The organism is Marinifilum sp. JC120 (assembly GCA_004923195.1).
Classification (GTDB): Bacteria; Desulfobacterota; Desulfovibrionia; order Desulfovibrionales; family Desulfovibrionaceae; genus Maridesulfovibrio.
The window spans coordinates 43,793-64,826 of sequence record RDSB01000013.1 but is presented as its reverse complement, the minus strand read 5'-3'; the positions used below and the strand labels follow the sequence as shown (position 1 = coordinate 64,826).

Sequence of the window (21,034 nt, the reverse complement as noted above, 5' to 3'; positions counted from 1 at the left end):
TGTCCCGGGATCTTTTTAATTATGTGTTCAGGAATCGTACTGTTCTGTTTTCAGACCAGAGTTGTTTTTCCATGGGCAGGTCCGCGAATCCTACATGTCCTCCGAAGTTGGTGATTTGCAGTGACAGGATCTGGCTGCTTTCAGCTTCCTGAATGGGATAACATTCAGGAGTCAGGAAGGGATCGTCCTTGGCACTCAGGATCAACGAGGGAACTTTGATGTTCTTGAGGTATTGTTTGCAGGATGATTTGCGGTAGTAATCGACAGCATCGGCAAAGCCGTTGATGGGTGCGGTGTATGCGTTGTCGAAATCAACGATATTTTTGATGGAAGGAAGCTTGTCGAGAGGGTAGAGATCCGGGAATTGTTTGTGTTTCAGTTTAATTTTCTGCTTCAATGATCGCAAAAAATAACTAGTGTATATGAAGTTGGATTTATCACAAAGTCTGAAAGCGGACGCTTCAAGGTCACAGGGGACTGAAATGCCGATAGCCCGTTTCACTTTGGCCGGAACTTTATCAGGATTTTCTCCGAGATATTTGAGAACATGGTTTCCGCCCATGCTGAAACCTACGAGGGCGGCATCTTCATATATTCCATGATCTAAACCGTATTCAAGAACGGTATGAAGGTCCCGGGTGTCGCCGCTGTGGTACATGCCGGGTTTTCTATTCATGTCACGGCTGCATCCACGGAAATTGTAGGTAATGCAATCCCATCCTGCAAGCACAAGGGCACGGGCCATGCCGAGCACGTAAGGTCTGCGGGAATTGCCTTCAAGGCCATGGGCGATAATTGCAAGGCGTGAACTGCTTGCAAGGTGCCAGTCAATATCAAGAAAGTCGCCGTCAGGAGTTTCAATTCTTCTTTTTACAACAGGCGGGAGGCTTACTTTCCGAAAAAGTCGAGGAAATATTGTTTGGATATGACCGGATTGGAGAGGAAATTTGGGTTTATAGGGAGGGGGTTGCAATAAAGGCATTTGGTAAAAATATCCGTCCTTTGGCTTGCTCAATTGAAGCCGGTTGATTGTTGCTTACAATTCGGAAGAGAATATACCCTTGAAGGGCTGCTGTCAAAAGGGTTATGCGCAAAGTAATTAATATCCTTTCCTGAATAGTCAAGCGGTTACTGTACGAGCAGTTTCAGGCCGATCAAAATGAGTACCCCTCCGCCGATTCTTTCCGCAATGTGACTGTAGCTGGAGGCTTTTGCAAATGATTTTCCAAGCCAGAGACCGAATGAAGTCAGTACCAGCGCGGTGATCCCGATCATGACGCAGGGAAACATAATGGGGTAATCCATGATGGAGAAGGATAGCCCTACAGCTAGAGCATCAAGGCTGGTGGCAACAGATAGAAATATTAGGGAAAATCCTTTGGTAGGGTCTTTGTAGGTCTCGCAGGAGTCGTCTGCTTGAAAGGATTCCTGAATCATTTTGCCGCCAACAAATGCCAGTAGGAAAAATGAAATCCAAGGTGCATAGGTTTCCACCATAGATTTTACAGCTAAACCTGCCAGCCAGCCTAAAAGAGGCATTAGGGCTTGAAATAGCCCGAAATGAAAGGATAGCCTGAAGTTTTGCCTTCTGCTTACTTCCGGCATGCACAAACCGCAGGCCACGGCTATGGTGAAGGCGTCCATGGCAAGAGCCACGGAGATAATGAATATTTCGTAAAACGGCATGGTTATGATTTGACTCCCTTATTGGTGGTGAGGAATCTTTTACCTTTACTATGGCAGAATGTTAAGTGAAATTGGTGATAAAAAAGGCGCGACCGATCTCGGCCCCGCCTTATTATGCAGGTGGAGGGACCTGCATAAGTTACATGGAAATATTAAAATCCTGCTGCCTTGAGAAATCGTTGCGATACAAGGCCGCTGGCGATATGGCGGCGTGTTTCCTCGGAAAGTTCCAACCTGCCGCTTACGTCAACAGGATGGCTATCATATGCTTCTTTGAGTATTGTCTCAAAGTTTTCCCGTAATTTTGTAAAGGATTCTTCCACTTCAGGGTAGTCGCAATCTGCCCGCCAAGGGAGTGTGAATTTTCCTTCGACTTCACCCTTTTTATGGTCCGGGGTATATAATCGGTAGGTGGTACAGTCTGCACCACATCGTTCACATTTGCCGGGCAAACAACTTGCTGACCATGAGTTCGGAGGTTCTGGTATGCTGGATTCCAGTATTACCTGCGGCAGTCCCAGTTCTTTTTCGAAATCTTCCAGCTTGATTGTGTAGGTCAGCACCGGGCGGAAGTTTCCACGTTTTTTGTTTAAATTCCATTCAATAATCATTTTAGCTCCTCCTTAAAAAAATCAGCAGACATCAATCATTTCACCGAATGGCGGGGCATATCCCGCTCCGCCTGTTCTAGCCCAGAGCACCGGGTAATCCGGTTCATGCTCGGGAAACTGCCCGCATTCCATGTCACTCAAATATACAAGGCAGGCCGGGGCGATGTTCTTGTGTTCAATGAAATTAAAGACGGGGCGGAAATCGGTTCCACCGCCTCCTTGCGGTTGCAGTTCAAGGGGCAGGTCCGCACGGCTGAAAACCTGTTCTCCTGTTATTTCAATGTCGCACCAGAGCACCCGGATGGTGGTGTCGTATGCTTCCAGAATGGAAGATAATTCTGCTGCGAATTGTTCAAGTTCCTGCGGGGCGATGCTTCCTGACGTATCCACAGCCAATACTACTTCGGGCAGCTGTTCGGTTGAAAGCGAGGGCAGGTAAAGCCCCATGTGCAAATAACGGCGGTTGGGCGGGGTCCATGCATAATCGTTGCGTGCCCGTGCACTGATGAATCGATCCAGCAGTTCCCGCCAGTCTAATTTGGGGTAGAGCAGTTTTTCCACCAGCCGTTCAAGGCCGCCGGGCAAATCTCCGCAATCTCGGGCTTGATTGGTGGCCTGTGCAAGAGCCAGCAGCCAGTCTTTATCAGTTTCATCACCGGAATCACCATCGCCGGATTCCGCTTCGTCTGCGTCGCGGACTTCTCCGGTTCCGCCGGGATCTGCGGATTGTTCCTGATCGGTATCACCTTCGGAATCTTCTATTTCGTCCGAGTCCATACCTTCTGCGGATGACTCGCCCTTATCCCCGGTTTGGGAACGTTCGTCATCATCGCCGGATTCAAGATCATTGCCTTCGCCATCGCCGTCTTCGTATTCAACATCAATGCGCTTGGGGCCGTCCTGCTTTTTGCCGATTTCAGGGTTTCCGGCCTGATCGAAATTCTTGGTCAGATCAGTGAAAATATCCTCGGCATTCTTGCCATGGTATTTCTCGTCATCCAAAAAACCTTCGGGAAGGTCGAAACCAGCTTCCAGCAGAATCCAGTTGATGGAGTAGTCGCAGGCCATATTCCAAAGCCGTTCATCGCGGTTCCCGCGTCTTTTGTGATGCTGGCAGGCCGGGTGCATGATGGTATGGGCTAGAACACCCTGCAATTCTTCATGTGAAAGCTTGTCCACGAAATGAGGGTTGTAGGCAAATTTCTTGCCATCGGTCCATGTTCCATCACAGGTGCGGTCTTCCTGTGGCTCCATGCGCAAGCAGAGGGAGCCGAAGAAAGGATGTTGTAAAAGCAGGTCGGCACGAGCCTTGAGTAGTTTGCGGTCAGCGTTCATTCGCAATTCCTAGAAAAGAATGTCCGAGTTGGCAGTGGCCCAGCGATTGAATCCGTCTGATTCAACAATGGAGCGGTCCTTCTTGACCGCATTGCGCACCAGCAGCACTGCGAATTCAGCAGGCAGTCTTGAAGCAAAGATCATGATAGAATCAGCATGTTCCGGGGCGGCCTTGGAGGCCACTGACTCGCAGAGAGCGTAAGCTGTTGCCGGATCTTCAGGGATGGCGACTTTGTCCGGTGATTTGAGTACGAACTCAGGATCGGGAAGTTTACGGTAAATTTTGCAAAATCCACTGAATTCAGCAGCTGCACCTTCTCCCACTGTACCTTTGAAAAGTTCATATTCAACGTCCGGGGAGGGGCTTGATTTGATTATCCCGGATACAAATTCCCAAGAGCGGGGAGAAGGAAATGCTTTCTCGTTGCGGGCGGGATCAAAATCGTGAAGCAGGCCGGGTCTGAATTTTATAAAGGCGAGTAGTTCTTCTGCAATGCCGCTCTCTGCGGCCCAGTCCAGCCAGTCCGTTACGCTGACTTCAAAATCAAGATGCACAAAGCGGTTGGCAAGGGCCGAAGGCATACGATGAGTTACGGCTTTGTCTGACTCGCGGTTACCGGCGGCAATGACGATCCAGCCTTCAGGCAACTCATATTCACCCAGCTTACGGTCGAGGACCAGTTGGTAGCAGGCGGCCTGCACCAGCGGCGGGGCGGCATTCAGTTCATCAAGAAAGAGGATTCCTTTGCCTTCTTTGGGGAGGAAGGAGGGCGGGCACCAACTGGCATCTCCTTCTTCGGAAATACGGGGCAGGCCGCGCAGGTCCACCGGATCAAGAAGCACCGCGCGCAAGTCGGTCAACTCAAGATTCAGTTCATTGGCCACCTGAGCTACAACCTGACTCTTTCCCACGCCGGGAGGTCCCCAGATAAAAGTGGGTTGTTTGGTTTTGAGTAAAGTATGCAGTGAATTGGCTATTAATTTAGGATTCATATGTTCAGACTCTTTTATTTTTTGTTTGGGTTGATGCAAAATCTGAGTTATTGATATTGAAAACGATTTTCGATGTCAACAACGAAGTGTTGAAAAAGCCGGATACAAATTGCATCCGGCTTCGTAGGATCAAATTGGTCAGGGAATATTATTCTATTACTGCTTCAGCCTGATTGCGATATTTGCGGTAGATTTTGAATCCCAACAGGGTGGAGATGACAAAGAGCACCACGGCCATAATCATGCGGAGGGTAGAGGATACTTCCACACCGCTGCCGAACAGAGCAAAAACCATGTTTTGGGGTAGGTAACCAATAGTGGAACCGAGTATGAAAGGCAGGGCCGGGATGCTGGTTACCCCTGCCAGCACGTTAGTGACCACGTTACTACCCAGTGGAAAAAAACGGATAGTCAGAGCCATGTTAAAGGGGCTGCGGCTCAGGAAATCATCTACCTTCTGGATGCGGGCGCCGAACTTTCTTTTAATAAAAGAGCGTCCCACCAACCGGGAATAAACAAATGCCCCGGCACAGCCAAGTCCGGTACCGATGGTCCCGAGCAGGGTTCCTAGGGCGAAGCCGTACGCGTATCCACCCATGAAGCAGATCACCTGTCTGGGAAAGCCGACAGCCGAAAAGAATGCCGCCAGTCCCACATAGGTGAGTACTCCGGTAAGGCCGCGAGAACGCACATGTGTGTCCATCCAATGGGTATCAAGGGCGTCAGCAAGCCCAGCATACCTGATCAGGTAAACCGAAAAGCCCATTACCGCCAGCATAGCCAGACCTTTAATCAGGGCTTTCACGCTGACTTTTGATTCGCTGCTTACTGCACTCATTTATTTATCGTCGCTACGGTCTTTTACACTGTAAGAAAAATGGCGGCCCAGCAGCCAGCGCACACCCAGCAGGTCGTATCCTCCGGCAATGGCCCGGTCGAGGGTGCCGTATTTGGATTCGCCCTGATGGCGAGGACGGTGGTTGACCTTCATTTCCGCAACGGATGCGCCCTGCATTTTCATGAGCGTGGGCAGGAAGCGGTGCATACCGTTGAAGCGGGGGATGGCCCGGACCATGGCGGTATCCATAATTTTAAGGGAGCAGCCTGTGTCCTTAACGGTTTCACGGGTAAGCCTGTTACGGATAGCGTTGGCGACCTTGGAGCCGATACGCTTGATCCAGACATCCTTGCGTTTCTGACGCCAGCCGATGGTCATGGTGTGTCCTTCATTATAAAGAGCATACATGGCCGGAAGATCAGCGGGGTCATTTTGCAGGTCGGCGTCCATGGTGGCAATTCGCGGTGCACGGGCTTCATCAAATCCTGCGCAGAAAGCCGCGGACTGGCCCCGGTTCTCCGCAAAGGAAATATAGCGGGCCTTGGGGTAGGTTGATGAAATATCTTTGAGAACGGCAAGGCTGTTGTCTTTGCTGCCGTCATCTACAAATATAACTTCGTAGGGAATATTGGTGGGTTCAAGGGCCGCATCAATTTCCTGCATCAGTTTTCGTAAATTGTCCTGTTCGTTGTAAACAGGGATCACGAGGGAGAGTTCGTAGTTATTTGTCATGTCGAAAGATGAGATAAGAAAATTTAAATAATTTGTAAATAGCTGTTGACACGAAGCGGCCCCATCTGTAGTTCTTCTCTTCTCAGTGACGCGGGGTGGAGCAGCTTGGTAGCTCGTCGGGCTCATAACCCGAAGGTCGTAGGTTCAAATCCTGCCCCCGCAACCACCGATATTTCCGGTCATGACGGAAATGTTTGAGGCAAAAGGCAGGATCGCTTTAAGCGGCTCTTTTGACTGAGTGTCAGGGTAGGATTTATGTAAAAATCTTTTAACTCCTGGTAATATTTAAGATAATCTGAAAGAAGCTACACCAAGTAGTTGACAGCAGATACCGGAGCATGTAGTTATGCTCTCAGTGACGCGGGGTGGAGCAGCTTGGTAGCTCGTCGGGCTCATAACCCGAAGGTCGTAGGTTCAAATCCTGCCCCCGCAACCACATAGCTTCATATGAAAGGCTCAACCGAAAGGTTGAGCCTTTTTTTGTTGCTAATATTTACTTGATTTTTATCTGTTTTACTCCTCTGGAATCCAATTCTGCTTATATCCAATTCCCCTTTGTTTTGTTTCGTGTTTGAAACAGGTTGCTACTTGTTTTAATCTTTTCTTTGTTGGGAGCATCCTTTGAAATTATGAATACCTTGTCTTCATAGATGCGTTCTCTTCGTGGAATCGTCTCATGAATGAAAACGTAATAAAATTCATTCAGCACGGAAAATATTGATAAAATCATTTTCGGAAACGAAAATTTTAAACTTTTTATAAAAATAATTTTAATGGAAGCGAAAAAAAAGGCGTTCATTTGTCGACAACGCGTTTCAATTGATTTAATGTTCTGTGCACATAAGGAACCTAGAACCAGAGGTGATTTTTACTATGAAAAAATTGATCAATGATGTTGAAAATGTGGTTAAGGAACAGCTTGAGGGTATGGCCCTTGCCCACCCTGAATTGAAAGTCAACTACGATCCCTACTACGTAGTTCGCGAAGACGCTCCGGTTAAAGGAAAAGTCGCTATTGTTTCAGGCGGCGGTTCCGGTCACGAACCCATGCATGGCGGTTTTGTCGGTAAAGGTATGCTTGACGGTGCCTGCCCCGGCGAAGTTTTCACTTCCCCCACTCCTGACCAGATGTATGAATGCGCCAAGGCCGTAGACAGCGGCGAAGGCGTTCTTTTTATGGTAAAGAACTACACTGGTGATGTAATGAACTTTGAAGCCGCAGCCGAGCTGGTTGCCGCTGAAGGTGTTAAAGTTCAGAATATTTTGATTGATGATGATGTGGCAGTAAAGGACAGCCTTTATACTGCTGGTCGTCGCGGCGTTGGAACTACTGTTCTGGCTGAAAAGATTGTCGGCGCAGCTGCTGAAGCTGGCTACGACCTTGAAAAATGCTCCGATCTCTGCCGCAAGGTCAACCAGTATGGCCGCTCCTTCGGCGTGGCTCTGACTTCCTGCATTGTTCCCGCAGCAGGCAAGCCCACTTTCGATCTCGGTGAAGACGAAGTTGAAATGGGTATCGGTATCCACGGCGAGCCCGGCATCGAGCGCATGCCCCTCAAGTCTGTTGATGAAATGACCCAGTATGCTGCTGAGCAGATTATTGATGATCCCGCATATTTCCGCACCGTCCGCGAATGGAACGGCAGCGAATGGGAAGACAAAGATCTTACTGACGAGCCTTTTGCCAAGGGCGATAACGTCATCGCATTTGTTAACAGCATGGGCGGAACCCCGGTTTCCGAGCTTTACGCTGTATACAGAAAGCTTGACGAAGTCTGCAAAGCCAAGGGTATCAACATTGTCCGTAACTTGGTCGGACCTTACATCACTTCTTTGGAAATGCAGGGCTTCTCTATTACTCTGCTCAAGGTTGATGATGAAATGCTCAAGTTCTGGGATGCTCCTGCACAGACTCCCGGTTATGTTCGCTAAGCATAACTTTGCAAAATTATTAGTTTAAAATGCGCAGGCGTGGGAGAGTTCTTTCACGCCTGCGTTCCCATTTTTTCGAAAGAGAAGCTTCAGGGCTGGCGCTGTTACACGTATATGCCCGTCATAATTTAAATCCTGACCCAGTTTTAGATGGCGTCACCTTTTGGAGGATTAAAAATGTCCATGAACAAGGCCCAACTTATTGCATGGCTCGGCAAACTCAACGAAGTTTATGCCGACAAAAAAGAATATCTCACTGAACTTGATGCCGCCATCGGCGATGCCGACCACGGAATCAATATGACTCGCGGTTTCGGTAAAGTTGCTGAAAAACTGCCTACCGTGGAAGAAAAGGACATTGGTACCATTCTCAAAACCGTGGGAATGACCCTCATGTCCAGCGTCGGCGGTGCCAGCGGTCCCCTTTACGGAACTTTCTGGATGAAGGGCGGCATGCTCATGGGTGGTAAAGAGGAACTTAATTCCGAAGATTTTGCCAAGGTTATCGAAGCTGGTGTTGAAGGTATCCTTCAGCGCGGCAGACCTAATCTGGGCGACAAGACCATGTACGATCTCTGGGCACCTGTGCTTGAAGTGATCAAGGAAAAAGCAGGAAACGGTGATGATGTGCTCGCCATCGTAGATGCTGCGTTGCCCGTAGGTGAAAAGGCCCTTGCCGATACCATCCCTTTGCAGGCCAAGAAAGGACGCGCCAGCTATCTCGGCGAACGTTCAATCGGGCATCAGGACCCGGGTGCTACTTCCTCTTTTTACATGCTTGAAACTCTGAAAGAAGTACTTTCATAATATATGATGCCTCCGGCGGCTGGGGAAGGGGAAACTCTTGCAAGAGTTTCCCCTTCCCCAGACCCCATCCCCTTCAGAACCTTTCATTAGGTCTTCGACGCTGGGGGCAGGAATTTGTAGTTTATTTAAATATAATTTTCCCACGCCAATTAGTGCGTTTTATAGAATCAAACTATTAATTTGTTTTTTAACGGGTGATTTTGCGTAATTAGAGGCGAAGCCCTATTAAAAGTTTTTGAAGAGTCCAGAGAAACTTTTTTCAAAAAGTTTCTTTGGCCCTCGGAGAGCCGCCGGAGGCACTTAAATATGGTAGGATTAGTAATTGTTTCCCATAGCCAGACATTGGCTCAGGGTGTTCTGGAACTGGCTGAGCAGATGACTCGCGGTTCCGTGGTTATGGAAGCCGCTGGCGGCATTGACGATCCCGACAATCCCATTGGCACTGACCCTATGAAGGTCATGATGGCCATTGAATCTGTGGCGGCCCAGTCCGAAGAGGGCGTGCTGGTCATCATGGACCTTGGCAGCGCGCTCATGAGTGCTGAAACCGCTCTCGATTTCCTGCCTGATGAGGTTAAGGAAAAGGTGCTGCTTTGCTCCGCTCCTATTGTGGAAGGAACCATGGCTGCTGCTGTGCAGGCTTCTGTTGGGGCTTCACTTAAAGAGGTTAGTGCCGAAGCTGGAACTGCCTTGAATGTGAAGATCGAACAGCTGGCTCCTATTACCGGGGAGACCGTACAACCTGTTGCAGTTGCGCAAGAAGAAGTTCAGGAAGGCGAAGAGCTGAGCGTTGATTTGCTGGTCATTAATAAGCTGGGGCTGCATGCCCGCCCGGCAGCCAATCTTGTTGCCGAGGCTGGAAAATTCCAAGCTACCATTAAGATTCGCAAAGAAGATAAGACCGCATCAGGCAAGAGCATTAACCAAGTGGCTTTGCTGGCGGTCAAAAATGGTGAAACCATTACCGTCACTGCCACCGGACCTGATGCGCAGCTGGCAATTGATGGCCTGAAAGCGTTGCATGCCGATAATTTCGGCGAACGCGATGAAGATGTGGCTGAAGTGGTCATGGAAACCGAGCCTTGCAAGGTCGGCGGTGAAGGATTTGTTTCCGGTGCTCCGGCATCCACAGGTTACGCAGTCGGTCCGGTTTACGCTCATCTGGCGACCCTGCCGGAAGTGAAGCGGACTGAAATTTCCGACAGTGCTGCCGAAGCTGCCCGTCTTGATCAGGCAATAACCACTGCGCTTGCTGATATTCAGGCTTTGCAGTGTGAAACTGAAAAGACTGCGGGTAAGGCCAATGCCGCAATTTTCGAAGTTCATGGATTGATCCTTGGCGATAAGGATATGCGCGACAAGGCAGTATCCTTGATTTCTGATGAAAAGGTCAATGCCGAGTTCGCATGGTTTCAAGTCATGGATAAAATGGCTGCTGATTACCGCGAACTGGATGACAGCTACATGCAGGCCCGCGCCGCAGATGTTATGGATTGCGGTGGGCGTGTGTTGCGCGTGCTGACCGGGGAAGGTGAACAGGCCATCAGACTTGAGCGTGAATCCATCATCGTGGCTCACGACCTTACTCCTTCTGATGTTGCTGGAATGGACCCGGAAAAGGTGCTCGGCATTGTTACCGAGATCGGCGGGGCTACTTCCCACGCCGCTATCCTGTCCCGTTCCATGGGCATTCCCGCTGTTATAGGCACGGGTGAATGCTTCCAGCAGATTTCAGATGGTCAGATGATCGCGTTGAACGGTTTTGAAGGTACGGTTTGGACTGCACCGGATCAGGGCAAACTTGATGAAATCTCTGCCAAGCGTGAGAAGTGGCTAGCTGAGCGAGAGGAGGCTAAGGCCAAAGGTGCTGCCCCGGCTAAGACTGTGGATGGCACTGAAATCATGGTCATGGGTAATATCGGTACCCCGGCAGATGCTCCTCGTGTTCTTGAATACGGCGCAGAGGGCGTAGGGCTTTTCCGTACTGAATTTCTTTTTCAGGATCGTGATCAGGAACCGGATGAAGACGAGCAGTGCGAAGCCTATGTGGAAGCTGCCAAGGCTATGAATGGCAATCCGGTTATCATCCGTACTCTTGATATCGGTGGTGATAAGCCTGTTAAATATTTAGAAACCCCGGTGGAAGAAAATCCGTTTCTCGGTGAACGCGGGGTGCGTTTTTGCATGGCCCGGCCCGAACTTTTCCGTACCCAGTTGCGTGCCTTGCTGCGTGCTGCAAGCGCGGAAAATATTTGGATTATGTTTCCCATGATTTCCGGGGTGGAAGAGCTTCAGGGAGTGCTTGATTTTCAGGCTGAGGTCCGAGAAGGGCTTCTGTCCGAAGGCGTAAAGATCGCTGAAAAGATCAAGACCGGAATCATGATTGAAGTTCCTTCTGCTGTTGCCGAGGCTGAAAAGCTTGGCGCAATTTGCGATTTTTTCAGCATCGGTACTAATGACCTGACCCAGTATGTTATGGCTGCGGACCGCGGTAATAAGTCAGTTGCTAAAATCTGCGACAGCCTTAATCCCGCTGTATTGCGTATGGTCAAGATGACCTGTGATGCTGCCAAAGTTACTGGAATTGAAGTCGGAATGTGCGGTGAGCTGGCAGGGAATCCCAAGGCTTCTGCGTTGCTGCTCGGCCTCGGACTTGATGAACTGAGCATGAGCGGTCCTTCCATACCCGAAGTAAAGGAAGCTATTCGCGCAGTATCTATGGATGATTGCCGTGCGCTGGCTGAAAAGGCACTGGCTGCTAAATCCGGTGACGAGATTCGGGAATTTTTATAGCCTCCGGCGGCCAGAGGGGAAAAACTTTTGCAAAAGTTTTTCCCCTCTGGACTCCCCTTTTCAAAACCTTTCATTAGGGCTTCGCCTATAGCTTAGCAGGGCGGAGTGTTAAATTTTAAAGGCCCGTTCTTATTGAGCGGGCCTTTGTTGTGTGCATCAAACACTCATGGCTTTCTGGGCCAGATTATACGCAATAACCCACATAGTCAGGCATACCGCGCTGTCGAGTACTCGCCATGTTACGGGTTTCTTAAAGAGTGGTGCCAAGGCCCTCCCGCCGAATCCTAGGGTGTAGAACCAGACAAATGATGCTGAAACTGCCCCGAATCCAAAAAGATACCGTTCCATGCCGTCATACTGTCCGCTGATTGATCCGAGCATGACTACCGTATCAAGATAGACGTGCGGGTTGAGTAGGGTGATGGTCAGGGTTAGCAGGATTACGGACTTTAGGCCCGTTGTCGCGGTTTCCTCTGCTTCAAGCTGACCTCCTTTAAGGGCCGAGCGAAAAGAACCGAATCCGTACCATGTTAGAAAAGCTGCGCCGCCCCATGCCGCAGGTTTGAGTAGCATGGGGTTGGAGGCGATAAGTTCGCCTGTTCCCAGTACTCCCAAGCAGATCAGCAACGCATCGCAGATGGCGCAGACCAGACAAATAGTCATATGATGATTTTTCCTGATACTCTGGGTGAGTACAAAAGCATTTTGCGCTCCGATGGCGATGATCAGCCCGGCCCCGGTTCCGAATCCCTGCATATATGGAATGATTGATGACATTGTTTGCTCCGTCGTGTTTTTCAGGAATATAGAGCGATGATGTTAATTAGTAAAATTAAACATTTTCATTTCTGATAAGTTTAACTTATAATCCAGTCATGCTTGATAATATTTTTCTGGAAGCACTGGCAGCGGTAATCGAAGAGGGCGGTTTTGATAAGGCGGCCTTGAAACTGAATATTTCTCAATCCGCAGTTTCGCAGCGTATACGAAATTTTGAAGAACAACTGGGGCGGGTGCTGGTGGTCCGTTCCACGCCACCTGAGCCAACTGAGGACGGGCGCAAACTGATTAAACATTTGCGAACCATCCGGTTAATGGAGTTTGAACTTAGCGATTCCATGGGCCTTAATCCCAGTGGTGAATTCGTAGCTCTGCCCGTTGGAGTGAATGCGGACAGTCTTGCCACATGGTTTCTGGATGCCCTTGATGGCTTTTTGAAAGAACATAATATCTTACTTGATCTTTATGTGGATGATGAAAACCGAACCCATGAAATGCTTCGCCGGGGGGAGGTTGTCGGTTGTATCGGCACAGTGGCTAAGCCTGTGAAAGGTTGTCGCAGTGATTTTTTATCCACATTTGACTATCTTTGCTTGAGTTCTCCTGAATTTCATGAACGGTGGTTCTGTGACGGTTTTAATCGTGAAACCGTGGCTAAGGCTCCGGCTGCTGTGTTTAACCGCAAGGATGAAACTCAGTCTCAGATGCTGGAAAAGATCTTTCCCGGCGAGATGGTGGCGCACCCAATCTTTTATGTACCCTCTTCGGAATCTTTTGTGGATGTGGTTTGCAGGGGGCTGGCTTACGGAATGGTGCCGGAGTTTCAGGCTGAGCAAGAATTGGATTCAGGCAGGTTGGTGGAAATTCTGCCGCAGGGCAGGGTTCCGGTTTCGCTTTACTGGCATTCATGGAATGTGGAAACGCCGTTACTGGATGGGTTGCGCCGTGAACTGGTAAAATACTTTTAGCAAAAAAAACATATAAACCAGCTTTATTGTTGAAATATCTTTCGCTTTCAGTTTTATTTTTGTTTTTTACGTTGACATCCGTTGGGTGTACCTGTAGTTCTACTCCTCTCAGTGACGCGGGGTGGAGCAGCTTGGTAGCTCGTCGGGCTCATAACCCGAAGGTCGTAGGTTCAAATCCTGCCCCCGCAACCACCGATATTTCCGGTCATGACGGAAATGTTTGAGGCAAAAGGCAGGTTCTCTTTTAGGAGTTCTTTTGACTGAGTGTCAGGATGGAATTTATATAAAATTCATTTAACTCCTGAGAATCTTTGAAATAATCTGAAAGAAGCTACGCCAAGTAGTTGACAGCAGGTTCTGGAGCATGTAGACATGCTCTCACAGTGACGCGGGGTGGAGCAGCTTGGTAGCTCGTCGGGCTCATAACCCGAAGGTCGTAGGTTCAAATCCTGCCCCCGCAACCACATAGCTTCATATGAAAGGCTCAACCGAAAGGTTGAGCCTTTTTTTTGGCTTTTCGGTTTATGATTCATTTATCATTTTTTGAATCTTGGACACTGTGCTTAGCACATAATTTTCCGGTGTTCGTTTTTCACGTAGTAAGTAAGCCCGTTCATGAGGGGGCAAGTCCGCTCCCTCACATAGTAGCTTGCAGTCGAGTGAGCCGTGGCTGTCAGCAAACCAGTTTATAAATTCATCTGAGGCAGCAAGTACTCTGATCCTAGCTTTTGTTTCTTCAGGTGATGCTGGGCCCAAGACCAACCCTAATACGATAATCCCTGCGACTACCACGCCGCAGGTTTGTCCCGAGAAACCGATTCCTCCTGCCAGACCGCTAGACAAGCGGATACAATCTTCTTCCGATATGTTTAATTGCGAGTTGAAACTTGCTAATACGGCTTCTGAGCAGGACATACCTTTGTTGAGATTTTTGAGGGCGAGGTTTTGATTCATGGTTTTCTCCTAATTTACTTGCTTAGGCAAATAGTTGGTTAAAAAAAGTGGCGTTCAACCGCAAATGTTTTTTTCAATTGCACTCAACATTCTTGTCAGTTCGGCAAGATCTCTACGGGAGAAGCCAGTGTAAAAATTCTCCTTGGTTTCAAGGAGTTCTGGCAATATATTTGATATGTATTGTTCCCCTTCTGTCGTCAGGCTGACAAGCCGCCCCCGCTTATCTTCAGGGTTTGTTATTCGTTGAACCAGCCCATTTTTTGATAACCCATCGATCATTCTGGTAATATTTGGGTAGTCGTTGAGATCTGCGTCAACCAAAAGTCCAATTGAGCAGGGTCCTGTTTCATTAATTTTGAGTAGGACGGACCATTGCTCCGGGGTAATAACTGGGGTTTGTGCGGACAAGAATTTTGCTGCTTCGTAGCGGAGTAGTCTGCCAACCCGGTAGATCATGTAAGTGGCACTTTCGTTTGTTGTAATCATGGTTGCACTTGAGTTAGATTGTTTCTTATTTGCCTAGGCAACTATTGTGGGTTTGTCAAATGTAAATAAACCATTTTTGTTGTTTTGGCTTGGACTTACTTTTGCACAGCAATCAACGGTAAAAAATGCGTTACCTGTTCGTTTTTTATTTGTTTCAATTTTTACATCTTTTTTTCATTATTTTGACTGCTTAGGTTCTGGTGACATTAAATATGTTGTTATATCAATGTGTTGTCGTAAGGTCTTGAGTTGTTGAGAAAAAGCAAAAAAGTTTCAAATATATTTATTTTGAGACTAAACACATCCGAAAATCTGTGGTAAGGGGTAGATATCTAGCAGTGCCAATTATGGATTTGGATGAATTTTCATGTGAAGATAATGTGTTGATTTTACACTGTTTTTCAATTTAAAGCACGGGAAGGTACGTATGACTACTGAAAATGAGCTTCGAGAAATTGAGAATGGTTTAATTGATATTATTGATGAAGGAATCTCCGCATCAGCTCTGGCTGAACAGGTTGAACGGTTCAAGACTGGTTTTGCGCCGACACAGCTTGAGCGGGCCTGTACCTTGACCGATGGAATTTATCGTATTCAGCCTGCTGAAAAGGAAGAGTTGCTCGATTGTTTTGAAGAAGCAGCCGATGAAGGTCGTTTTACCAAGTTTGTCCCAGCTTCCGGTGCTGCCACTCGTATGTTTAAGCATCTGCTGGCAAAGCTGAATGGTGAAGATATTTCTGAAAAGGATACCGAAATGGTTCAGGATTTTATGGACCTGCTTCCGGTGCTTCCTTTTTATTCAGACTTACAGGATGTCATGAATGCAAACGGTTTGAGTCTTGAGGATGCCTATGCTGATCAGGATTTTAATTTAATTCTTGAATATTTGCTTACTCAAAAAGGTTTGAACTATGCTGTCTTACCCAAGGGATTGATTCCATTTCATAATTACGATGGCGGATATCGTACTCCTTTTGAAGAGCATATTGCTGAAGCTGCCGCTCACATTAAGGATCGCCGAGGCAAGGCCAAGCTGCATTTTACTGTTTCCCCGACCCATGAGCAGGCTATACGCGAACATGTAGAGGAAGCAGTCTGCAAGTATCCTGATTGCCGGTTCGATATTAATTTTTCCCGGCAGAACAGAAGAAGCGACACTGTTGCAGTGGACATGAATAACGACGTCTTCCGCACTGATGATGGCAAAATTCATTTCAGGCCCGCCGGACACGGTGCTTTACTGGATAACCTGCATAAGCTGCGCGGTGACATTGTTTATCTGAAGAATATTGACAACGTGGTTCCCGACAGCGTGAAGGGTGATACTCTTGAATACAAGAAGTTGCTTGGCGGGTTGCTGATCAAGTTGCAGGATCAGATTTTTGAATGCCTAAACATGTTGGAAAATCATAATTGTAGTGAGTTTGAAGTAGCTGCGGTGGCGATATTTGCGGTCTCGCACTTGTCCATGCAGTTGCCGGATAATTTTGGGCAGATGAGCCTTGAGGATAAGATCACCATGTTGAGGGTCCGTTTATCCAAGCCGATACGGGTATGCGGAATGGTTAAGAATGAAGGTGAACCGGGGGGCGGACCTTTTTGGGTTAATGGCCCGGACGGATTTGTTTCCGCGCAGATTGTGGAAAAGAGTCAGGTGGACATGAATGATCCCGAACAGGCTGCCATTGTAAAGGCGGCAACTCACTTTAACCCTGTTGATTTGGTCTGTGGAATGAGGAGCCATCGCGGAGAATGGTACGCCCTGAAGAATTTCACCGATCCTGAGACCGGATTTATTTCCACCAAGTCCAAGGACGGGCGTAAGCTCAAGGCAATGGAGCTTCCAGGATTATGGAACGGTTCCATGGCTGATTGGATAACCGTGTTTGTTGAAGTTCCACTGAGTACTTTTTCTCCGGTCAAGACCGTAAACGATCTGCTGAAGGAAGAGCATCGTAAGTAATTTTAATTTACAGAATTTATCTCTGATCCGCCTCTGCATATATTTGCTGGGGCGGATTTTAAATTATAATCGACCAAATGTATGTTGAATTATCTTTAGTTGCGGCAGTGCAACTTTTTGTGTTATTTAATCATATGATTAAGGAAGTTGAGAATCTTGAGTTTTTGATAGGGGAGATTTTTAACGGCGGAGGAAAGTGTGAAAGAAGTTTTGGAGATGAGAAAATTTGTAGCTCCTGAGCTTGTTTTCGGTGTCGGATCATCAAAACTTGCCGGACAATATGCTGAGAATTTCGGTGTCAGTCGGTCCTTAATAGTTACCGATCCCGGTATTGTCGGGTGTAGCTGGGTGCAGGCTGTAGAACAAAGCTTGCAGGATGCCGGAATTGAAACTTTTATTTTCAGTGATGTGTCTGAGAATCCGCGTGATGTTGAAGTTATGCGCGGAGCGAAATTTTACCTTGAAAACAGGTGCGACTGTATCATTGCCGTAGGTGGTGGAAGCCCAATGGATTGCGCAAAGGGAATTGGCATTGTTACCACCAACAACTCCCATATTTTGAATTTTGAAGGCGTGGACATGGTTGAAGTGCCCGGTCCGCCCTTGGTCTGTATTCCCACCACTGCGGGTAGTTCCGCCGATGTCTCGCAATTTGCCATTATCACAGATACCGAGCGGGATGTGAAAATAAGCATTGTCAGCAAAGCTATGGTTCCCGATGCCGCCTTGATTGATCCAGAACTTACATCCACCATGGACCCTCAGTTGACGGCTGCTACAGGCATGGATGCATTGACTCATGCTATCGAGGCCTATGTTTCTAATGCCAACTCAGCTTTGACCGACTTGCTGGCCCTTGATGCCATTGCGCAGGTTGCCGGTAATCTGCCGGGTGTGATTAATGACCCTGATAATATTGAATTACGGGGTCAGGTTATGCTGGGCAGCATGGAAGCCGGTCTTGCTTTTTCAAATGCTATTCTTGGGGCTGTGCACGCTATGGCTCATAGTCTTGGCGGGCATCTTGATCTGCCGCATGGTGAATGTAACGCTATTTTGCTGCCCCATGTGATCAGGACAAATTTTCCGTCAGCGGTTGAAAGATATTCCCGTGTTGCTGAGAAAATGGGCGTGCCCATAACAGGAAAGACAAGTGATCAGATTTGTGATGAACTTGTGCAGGCCATTCTGGATTTGAGCAGAGCTGCGGGCATAACCCAGTCTCTGGGGGATCTTGGTCTTACTCATGATGAAATTCCAAAACTTGCTGAAATGGCTCTTAAAGATGCATGTATGGTTACTAATCCGGTAGAACTCAATCAGGAAGATGTAGAGAAAATTTATGAAGCGGCGCTCTAAGTCAAAGCCCAATGAAAATGTCCGCAATAAGCTTATTGGTCTGGGTGAAAATTCCATGCGCAAAAGCTATTATCCTGAATTGCGCGAAAGGATTAATGAACTGGAGCGTTTTCGGGCGTTGGTGGAAAATGCTAATGATGCCTTGTTTGTGCTCGATGCATTTTCTTGGAGTTTTGCAGATGTTAACAAGACCGCCCTCAATAAGACGAATTATAGTAGGAATGAATTATTAGACAGTCCTCCGGAACTTGTTTTCCCTGAAGAAACTTGTTTCCAGTTGCATGAAGCCCTGATTGATGATGACGTTTATTCTTCTTGGGAGAAAGAAGATGTTTCCATGACCGACCTGCTTGGCAAGTGCGGTTCTAGTATTCCCGTGGAGATGACCCTTAGGGTGCATTTCGTTGGGGGCAGGCTTTATATTGTTATGGTTGCCCGTGATGTAAGGCGTAGGCTGGCTGATCAGAGAGCGTTGCAGCGTACACGAAATTATCTTGGTAACGTTATTGATTCCATGCATTCCGTGCTTGTGGGAGTCGATGAAGGCTCAAATGTAGTGCTATGGAATGACTATGCCCACAAGGAGACCGGACGGGCTGCCGAGGATGCGGAAGGTAATTTTGTTTATGAGATGATGCCTGAGCTGCGCCGTTTTGAGCATCTGATTTCAGCGACTATACGTGGTGAGATTAAAGGTGGGACTGAAATTTTTTACATGGACCGGGACGGATATAATGTTTTTTATGAAGTTGTGGTCTTTCCGTTTAAGGGCGACGAATCCGGAGCGGTCATCCGGGTTGATGACATAACCGCTCGAACCCGCATGGAAGAGGTCATGGTTCAGACTGAAAAAATGATGACCGTAGGCGGGCTTGCCGCAGGGATGGCCCATGAAATCAACAATCCATTGGGCGGTATTCTTCAGGGTATCCAGAATATTCAGCGCAGGATTTCAAGACACCTGCCTAAGAATCGGGCAGTGGCCGAAGAGATAGGAATTCCTTTTGAGGCAATTCATGAATATTGCGAGAAAAGAGGTATCTTGCCCAAGCTTGAATCAGTAAAGGAAATGGGCGAAAGATCTGCGCGCATTGTCTCCAATATGCTTCAGTTCAGCCGCCAGTCCGGTGGTGAACGGGTTTGTTCCGACATCAAGCAAATAGTTGAAACCGCCATTGAGTTGTCTTTCAGCGGCTATGATTTTTACAGCAAGTCCGGGGGCGGGGGATTGGAAATTGTACGGGAATTAGATGATTCCATTTCCTGTCTGCAATGTTCTCCGTCAGAAATTGAGCAGGTCCTGATTAATTTGCTCAAGAATTCAGTACAGGCAATCCTTTCTGACCCGGAAAGAAAGGAAGATAGTGTTGCCCGTATTACTGTTCGTTTGAAGCCTGATGGTGATTTTGTCCGTATTGAAATTGAAGATAACGGTCCGGGCATGGATGCTGAAACACGTAAAAAAGCCTTGGAACCTTTCTTTACCACCAAAGCCGCTGGTGAAGGAACAGGGCTCGGATTATTCGTTTCATACTTTATAATTACTCAGAAGCATGGCGGGACTTTCGATATTGATACTAGCCCCGGTGAGGGAATGAAGGTTATTATAAAGATTCCTGTCAAATGCTAGCTTTTCAGGTTTGCCTGCTGTCTACATAGACTTTTCAATCGCTTCGGCCCTTTCAATCATCATGGTGGAGATGCTGTTCAGAGTTTCGCTGCCGGAGCCAATAGCTTTGAGTTTTTTCTTATCAGTATGGACTCTTCTGAAGACCCACTGGGCGATATAAAAAGAATCGTCCGGTTTATCGCATTTTCCGGCACAATAGGATTTTATTTTCTGGGTAATTCCGGTCTTAATTTTTTCCCTGATGGTAATGGCGTCTTTTAAAATTTTCCCGGAATGGGCGGCTTTGTTTCGTGCTATTTCGGATTTGGAATTGCGGGAATTATCCAAATCCAGCTGGAAAATACCATTGGCGGAATCGACCCGCTTTTCTGCCTTTATGTAACTGTCCAGAGCCTGCATGAGATCAGGATTATCAGCCACTGCTTTAAGTACGGCGGCAACATGTGTAAGGGGTACACTGCTAGTGCGGAACATTTCAGCCCGTTGTGTTCTGGTCAGTTCACGGGTGGAGAAGGTGTCCCCTTCCGAGAATTTCCTTTCAGCAAGGATTCCCTTTTCTTCAATCAGGTCAAGCAGAGGACCTATTTCAGATTTTGAAAGGGCGGTTAGTTTTCCGGGAGTGAGCAGGTAGGACCAGATAGATTTGCGTGCTGTGATTAGGTTCTCGGCTTCCGGCATGAGTCCTCGCAGATTTAGGCCGAAGTGCATGTTGATTCCCTTGAATGAGGCGGAACTGAAATCTTGCTTTGCTTTGTAGGGGAGCGCACCTGCCGGATGATAGCTGTCCGCGATGTATTGCGCGAGGTTATCAAGGAATACTTCGGTGATGATGGTTTCCTTGATTTTATCTACGGTCTTTGCAACCGGGGATAGCGCGGTTTTATTAGCTGTGGGTGCGGTTTTATTGGTTTTCGCGATTTCTTTTTTATCTTTAATTTCAGCGGCTGTCTGTTCTTCCGATCCGGTTTTTATTGAATTTCCGGATCTGGCTACCTTACCGGATATGGGCATTTTTCCGCTGGAACCGTTTTTGTTGACCCATGCCGGGGCGTCCACTTCTGTTCCGGTTTTTTCACCCAAATCCTTTTTTACGTATAAAAAAAGGGCTGCTGCGGAAACAACGAAAACGACTCCAAAGATGAGTGCGGGAATTTTATATTTATTCAT

The 21,034-nt window shown here is 47.7% G+C and carries 19 protein-coding genes and 4 tRNA genes; 11 read left to right on the top strand and 12 right to left on the bottom strand.

The window, feature by feature from the left end; translation table 11 throughout:
• Positions 1-19: 19 nt before the first annotated feature.
• The 7 genes from D0S45_13530 to D0S45_13500 all read right to left on the bottom strand — a co-directional run bounded on the left by D0S45_13530 (position 20) and on the right by D0S45_13500 (position 6,195).
• Positions 20-982: an alpha/beta fold hydrolase gene (locus tag D0S45_13530; GenBank protein ID TIH14078.1), complete on the bottom strand. Its 963-nt coding sequence runs from the start codon at positions 980-982 to the stop codon at positions 20-22.
• Positions 983-1,128: 146 nt separating this feature from the next.
• Positions 1,129-1,686, bottom strand: a complete 558-nt coding sequence (locus tag D0S45_13525) for a manganese efflux pump (GenBank protein ID TIH14077.1) — start codon at positions 1,684-1,686, stop codon at positions 1,129-1,131.
• A 152-nt stretch (positions 1,687-1,838) separates the two neighbouring features.
• Positions 1,839-2,297, bottom strand: a complete 459-nt coding sequence (locus D0S45_13520) for a hypothetical protein (protein ID TIH14076.1) — start codon at positions 2,295-2,297, stop codon at positions 1,839-1,841.
• Between the two features lie 21 nt (positions 2,298-2,318).
• Entirely contained in the window at positions 2,319-3,632 is a 1,314-nt protein-coding gene (locus tag D0S45_13515; protein TIH14075.1) for a hypothetical protein, read from the bottom strand.
• A 9-nt stretch (positions 3,633-3,641) separates the two neighbouring features.
• Positions 3,642-4,625, bottom strand: a complete 984-nt coding sequence (locus D0S45_13510) for a MoxR family ATPase (GenBank protein ID TIH14074.1) — start codon at positions 4,623-4,625, stop codon at positions 3,642-3,644.
• Positions 4,626-4,773: 148 nt separating this feature from the next.
• Complete coding sequence (locus D0S45_13505) at positions 4,774-5,463, bottom strand: TVP38/TMEM64 family protein (protein ID TIH14073.1); 690 nt, start codon at positions 5,461-5,463, stop codon at positions 4,774-4,776.
• Positions 5,464-6,195 carry a glycosyltransferase gene (locus tag D0S45_13500; protein TIH14138.1) on the bottom strand — a complete coding sequence of 244 codons (732 nt, stop codon included), beginning with the start codon at positions 6,193-6,195 and terminating at the stop codon, positions 5,464-5,466.
• Between the two features lie 89 nt (positions 6,196-6,284).
• Here D0S45_13500 and D0S45_13495 point away from each other — a divergent pair.
• Positions 6,285-6,361, top strand: a tRNA-Met gene (locus D0S45_13495).
• 193 nt (positions 6,362-6,554) lie between these two features.
• Positions 6,555-6,631 (top strand) — tRNA-Met (locus D0S45_13490).
• A 102-nt stretch (positions 6,632-6,733) separates the two neighbouring features.
• On the opposite strand, the gene D0S45_13485 is transcribed toward D0S45_13490, so the two are convergent.
• Positions 6,734-6,994 (bottom strand): hypothetical protein, encoded by a 261-nt coding sequence (locus D0S45_13485; protein TIH14072.1) that lies wholly within the window; start codon positions 6,992-6,994, stop codon positions 6,734-6,736.
• A 74-nt stretch (positions 6,995-7,068) separates the two neighbouring features.
• On the opposite strand from D0S45_13485, the gene dhaK reads away from it, so the two are divergent.
• From dhaK to ptsP, 3 genes are all read left to right on the top strand, one after another.
• Positions 7,069-8,127, top strand: coding sequence for a dihydroxyacetone kinase subunit DhaK (dhaK, locus tag D0S45_13480; protein ID TIH14071.1), 1,059 nt, complete (start codon positions 7,069-7,071; stop codon positions 8,125-8,127).
• Between the two features lie 177 nt (positions 8,128-8,304).
• Positions 8,305-8,934: a dihydroxyacetone kinase subunit L gene (gene dhaL / locus D0S45_13475; protein TIH14070.1), complete on the top strand. Its 630-nt coding sequence runs from the start codon at positions 8,305-8,307 to the stop codon at positions 8,932-8,934.
• A gap of 306 nt (positions 8,935-9,240) precedes the next feature.
• Positions 9,241-11,727, top strand: a complete 2,487-nt coding sequence (gene ptsP / locus D0S45_13470) for a phosphoenolpyruvate--protein phosphotransferase (protein TIH14069.1) — start codon at positions 9,241-9,243, stop codon at positions 11,725-11,727.
• 156 nt (positions 11,728-11,883) lie between these two features.
• Here the strand turns inward: ptsP and D0S45_13465 are convergent, their stop codons facing one another.
• Complete coding sequence (locus tag D0S45_13465; GenBank protein ID TIH14068.1) at positions 11,884-12,504, bottom strand: amino acid transporter; 621 nt, start codon at positions 12,502-12,504, stop codon at positions 11,884-11,886.
• Between the two features lie 98 nt (positions 12,505-12,602).
• On the opposite strand from D0S45_13465, the gene D0S45_13460 reads away from it, so the two are divergent.
• The 3 genes from D0S45_13460 (at position 12,603) to D0S45_13450 (ending at position 13,939) form a co-directional block, all read left to right on the top strand.
• The gene (locus tag D0S45_13460; GenBank protein ID TIH14067.1) at positions 12,603-13,475 is read left to right on the top strand and encodes a LysR family transcriptional regulator ArgP; all 873 of its coding nucleotides are present in this window, start codon (positions 12,603-12,605) and stop codon (positions 13,473-13,475) included.
• Between the two features lie 115 nt (positions 13,476-13,590).
• A tRNA-Met gene (locus D0S45_13455) sits at positions 13,591-13,667 on the top strand.
• Between the two features lie 195 nt (positions 13,668-13,862).
• A tRNA-Met gene (locus tag D0S45_13450) sits at positions 13,863-13,939 on the top strand.
• Positions 13,940-13,997: 58 nt separating this feature from the next.
• Here the strand turns inward: D0S45_13450 and D0S45_13445 are convergent.
• A complete protein-coding gene (locus tag D0S45_13445; GenBank protein ID TIH14066.1) occupies positions 13,998-14,429 on the bottom strand; it encodes a C_GCAxxG_C_C family protein in 432 nt (143 codons plus the stop codon).
• A 54-nt stretch (positions 14,430-14,483) separates the two neighbouring features.
• Complete coding sequence (locus D0S45_13440) at positions 14,484-14,915, bottom strand: MarR family transcriptional regulator (protein ID TIH14065.1); 432 nt, start codon at positions 14,913-14,915, stop codon at positions 14,484-14,486.
• 427 nt (positions 14,916-15,342) lie between these two features.
• Between D0S45_13440 and D0S45_13435 the strand changes: the two genes are divergently transcribed.
• From D0S45_13435 to D0S45_13425, 3 genes are all read left to right on the top strand, one after another.
• Positions 15,343-16,878, top strand: a complete 1,536-nt coding sequence (locus tag D0S45_13435) for a DUF4301 family protein (GenBank protein TIH14064.1) — start codon at positions 15,343-15,345, stop codon at positions 16,876-16,878.
• Positions 16,879-17,094: 216 nt separating this feature from the next.
• Positions 17,095-18,237: an iron-containing alcohol dehydrogenase gene (locus D0S45_13430; GenBank protein TIH14137.1), complete on the top strand. Its 1,143-nt coding sequence runs from the start codon at positions 17,095-17,097 to the stop codon at positions 18,235-18,237.
• Positions 18,221-19,867 (top strand): PAS domain S-box protein, encoded by a 1,647-nt coding sequence (locus tag D0S45_13425; GenBank protein TIH14063.1) that lies wholly within the window; start codon positions 18,221-18,223, stop codon positions 19,865-19,867. The genes D0S45_13430 and D0S45_13425 overlap by 17 nt, the downstream gene beginning before the upstream one ends.
• A 21-nt stretch (positions 19,868-19,888) precedes the next feature.
• On the opposite strand, the gene D0S45_13420 is transcribed toward D0S45_13425, so the two are convergent.
• Positions 19,889-21,034, bottom strand: a complete 1,146-nt coding sequence (locus D0S45_13420; protein ID TIH14062.1) for a hypothetical protein — start codon at positions 21,032-21,034, stop codon at positions 19,889-19,891.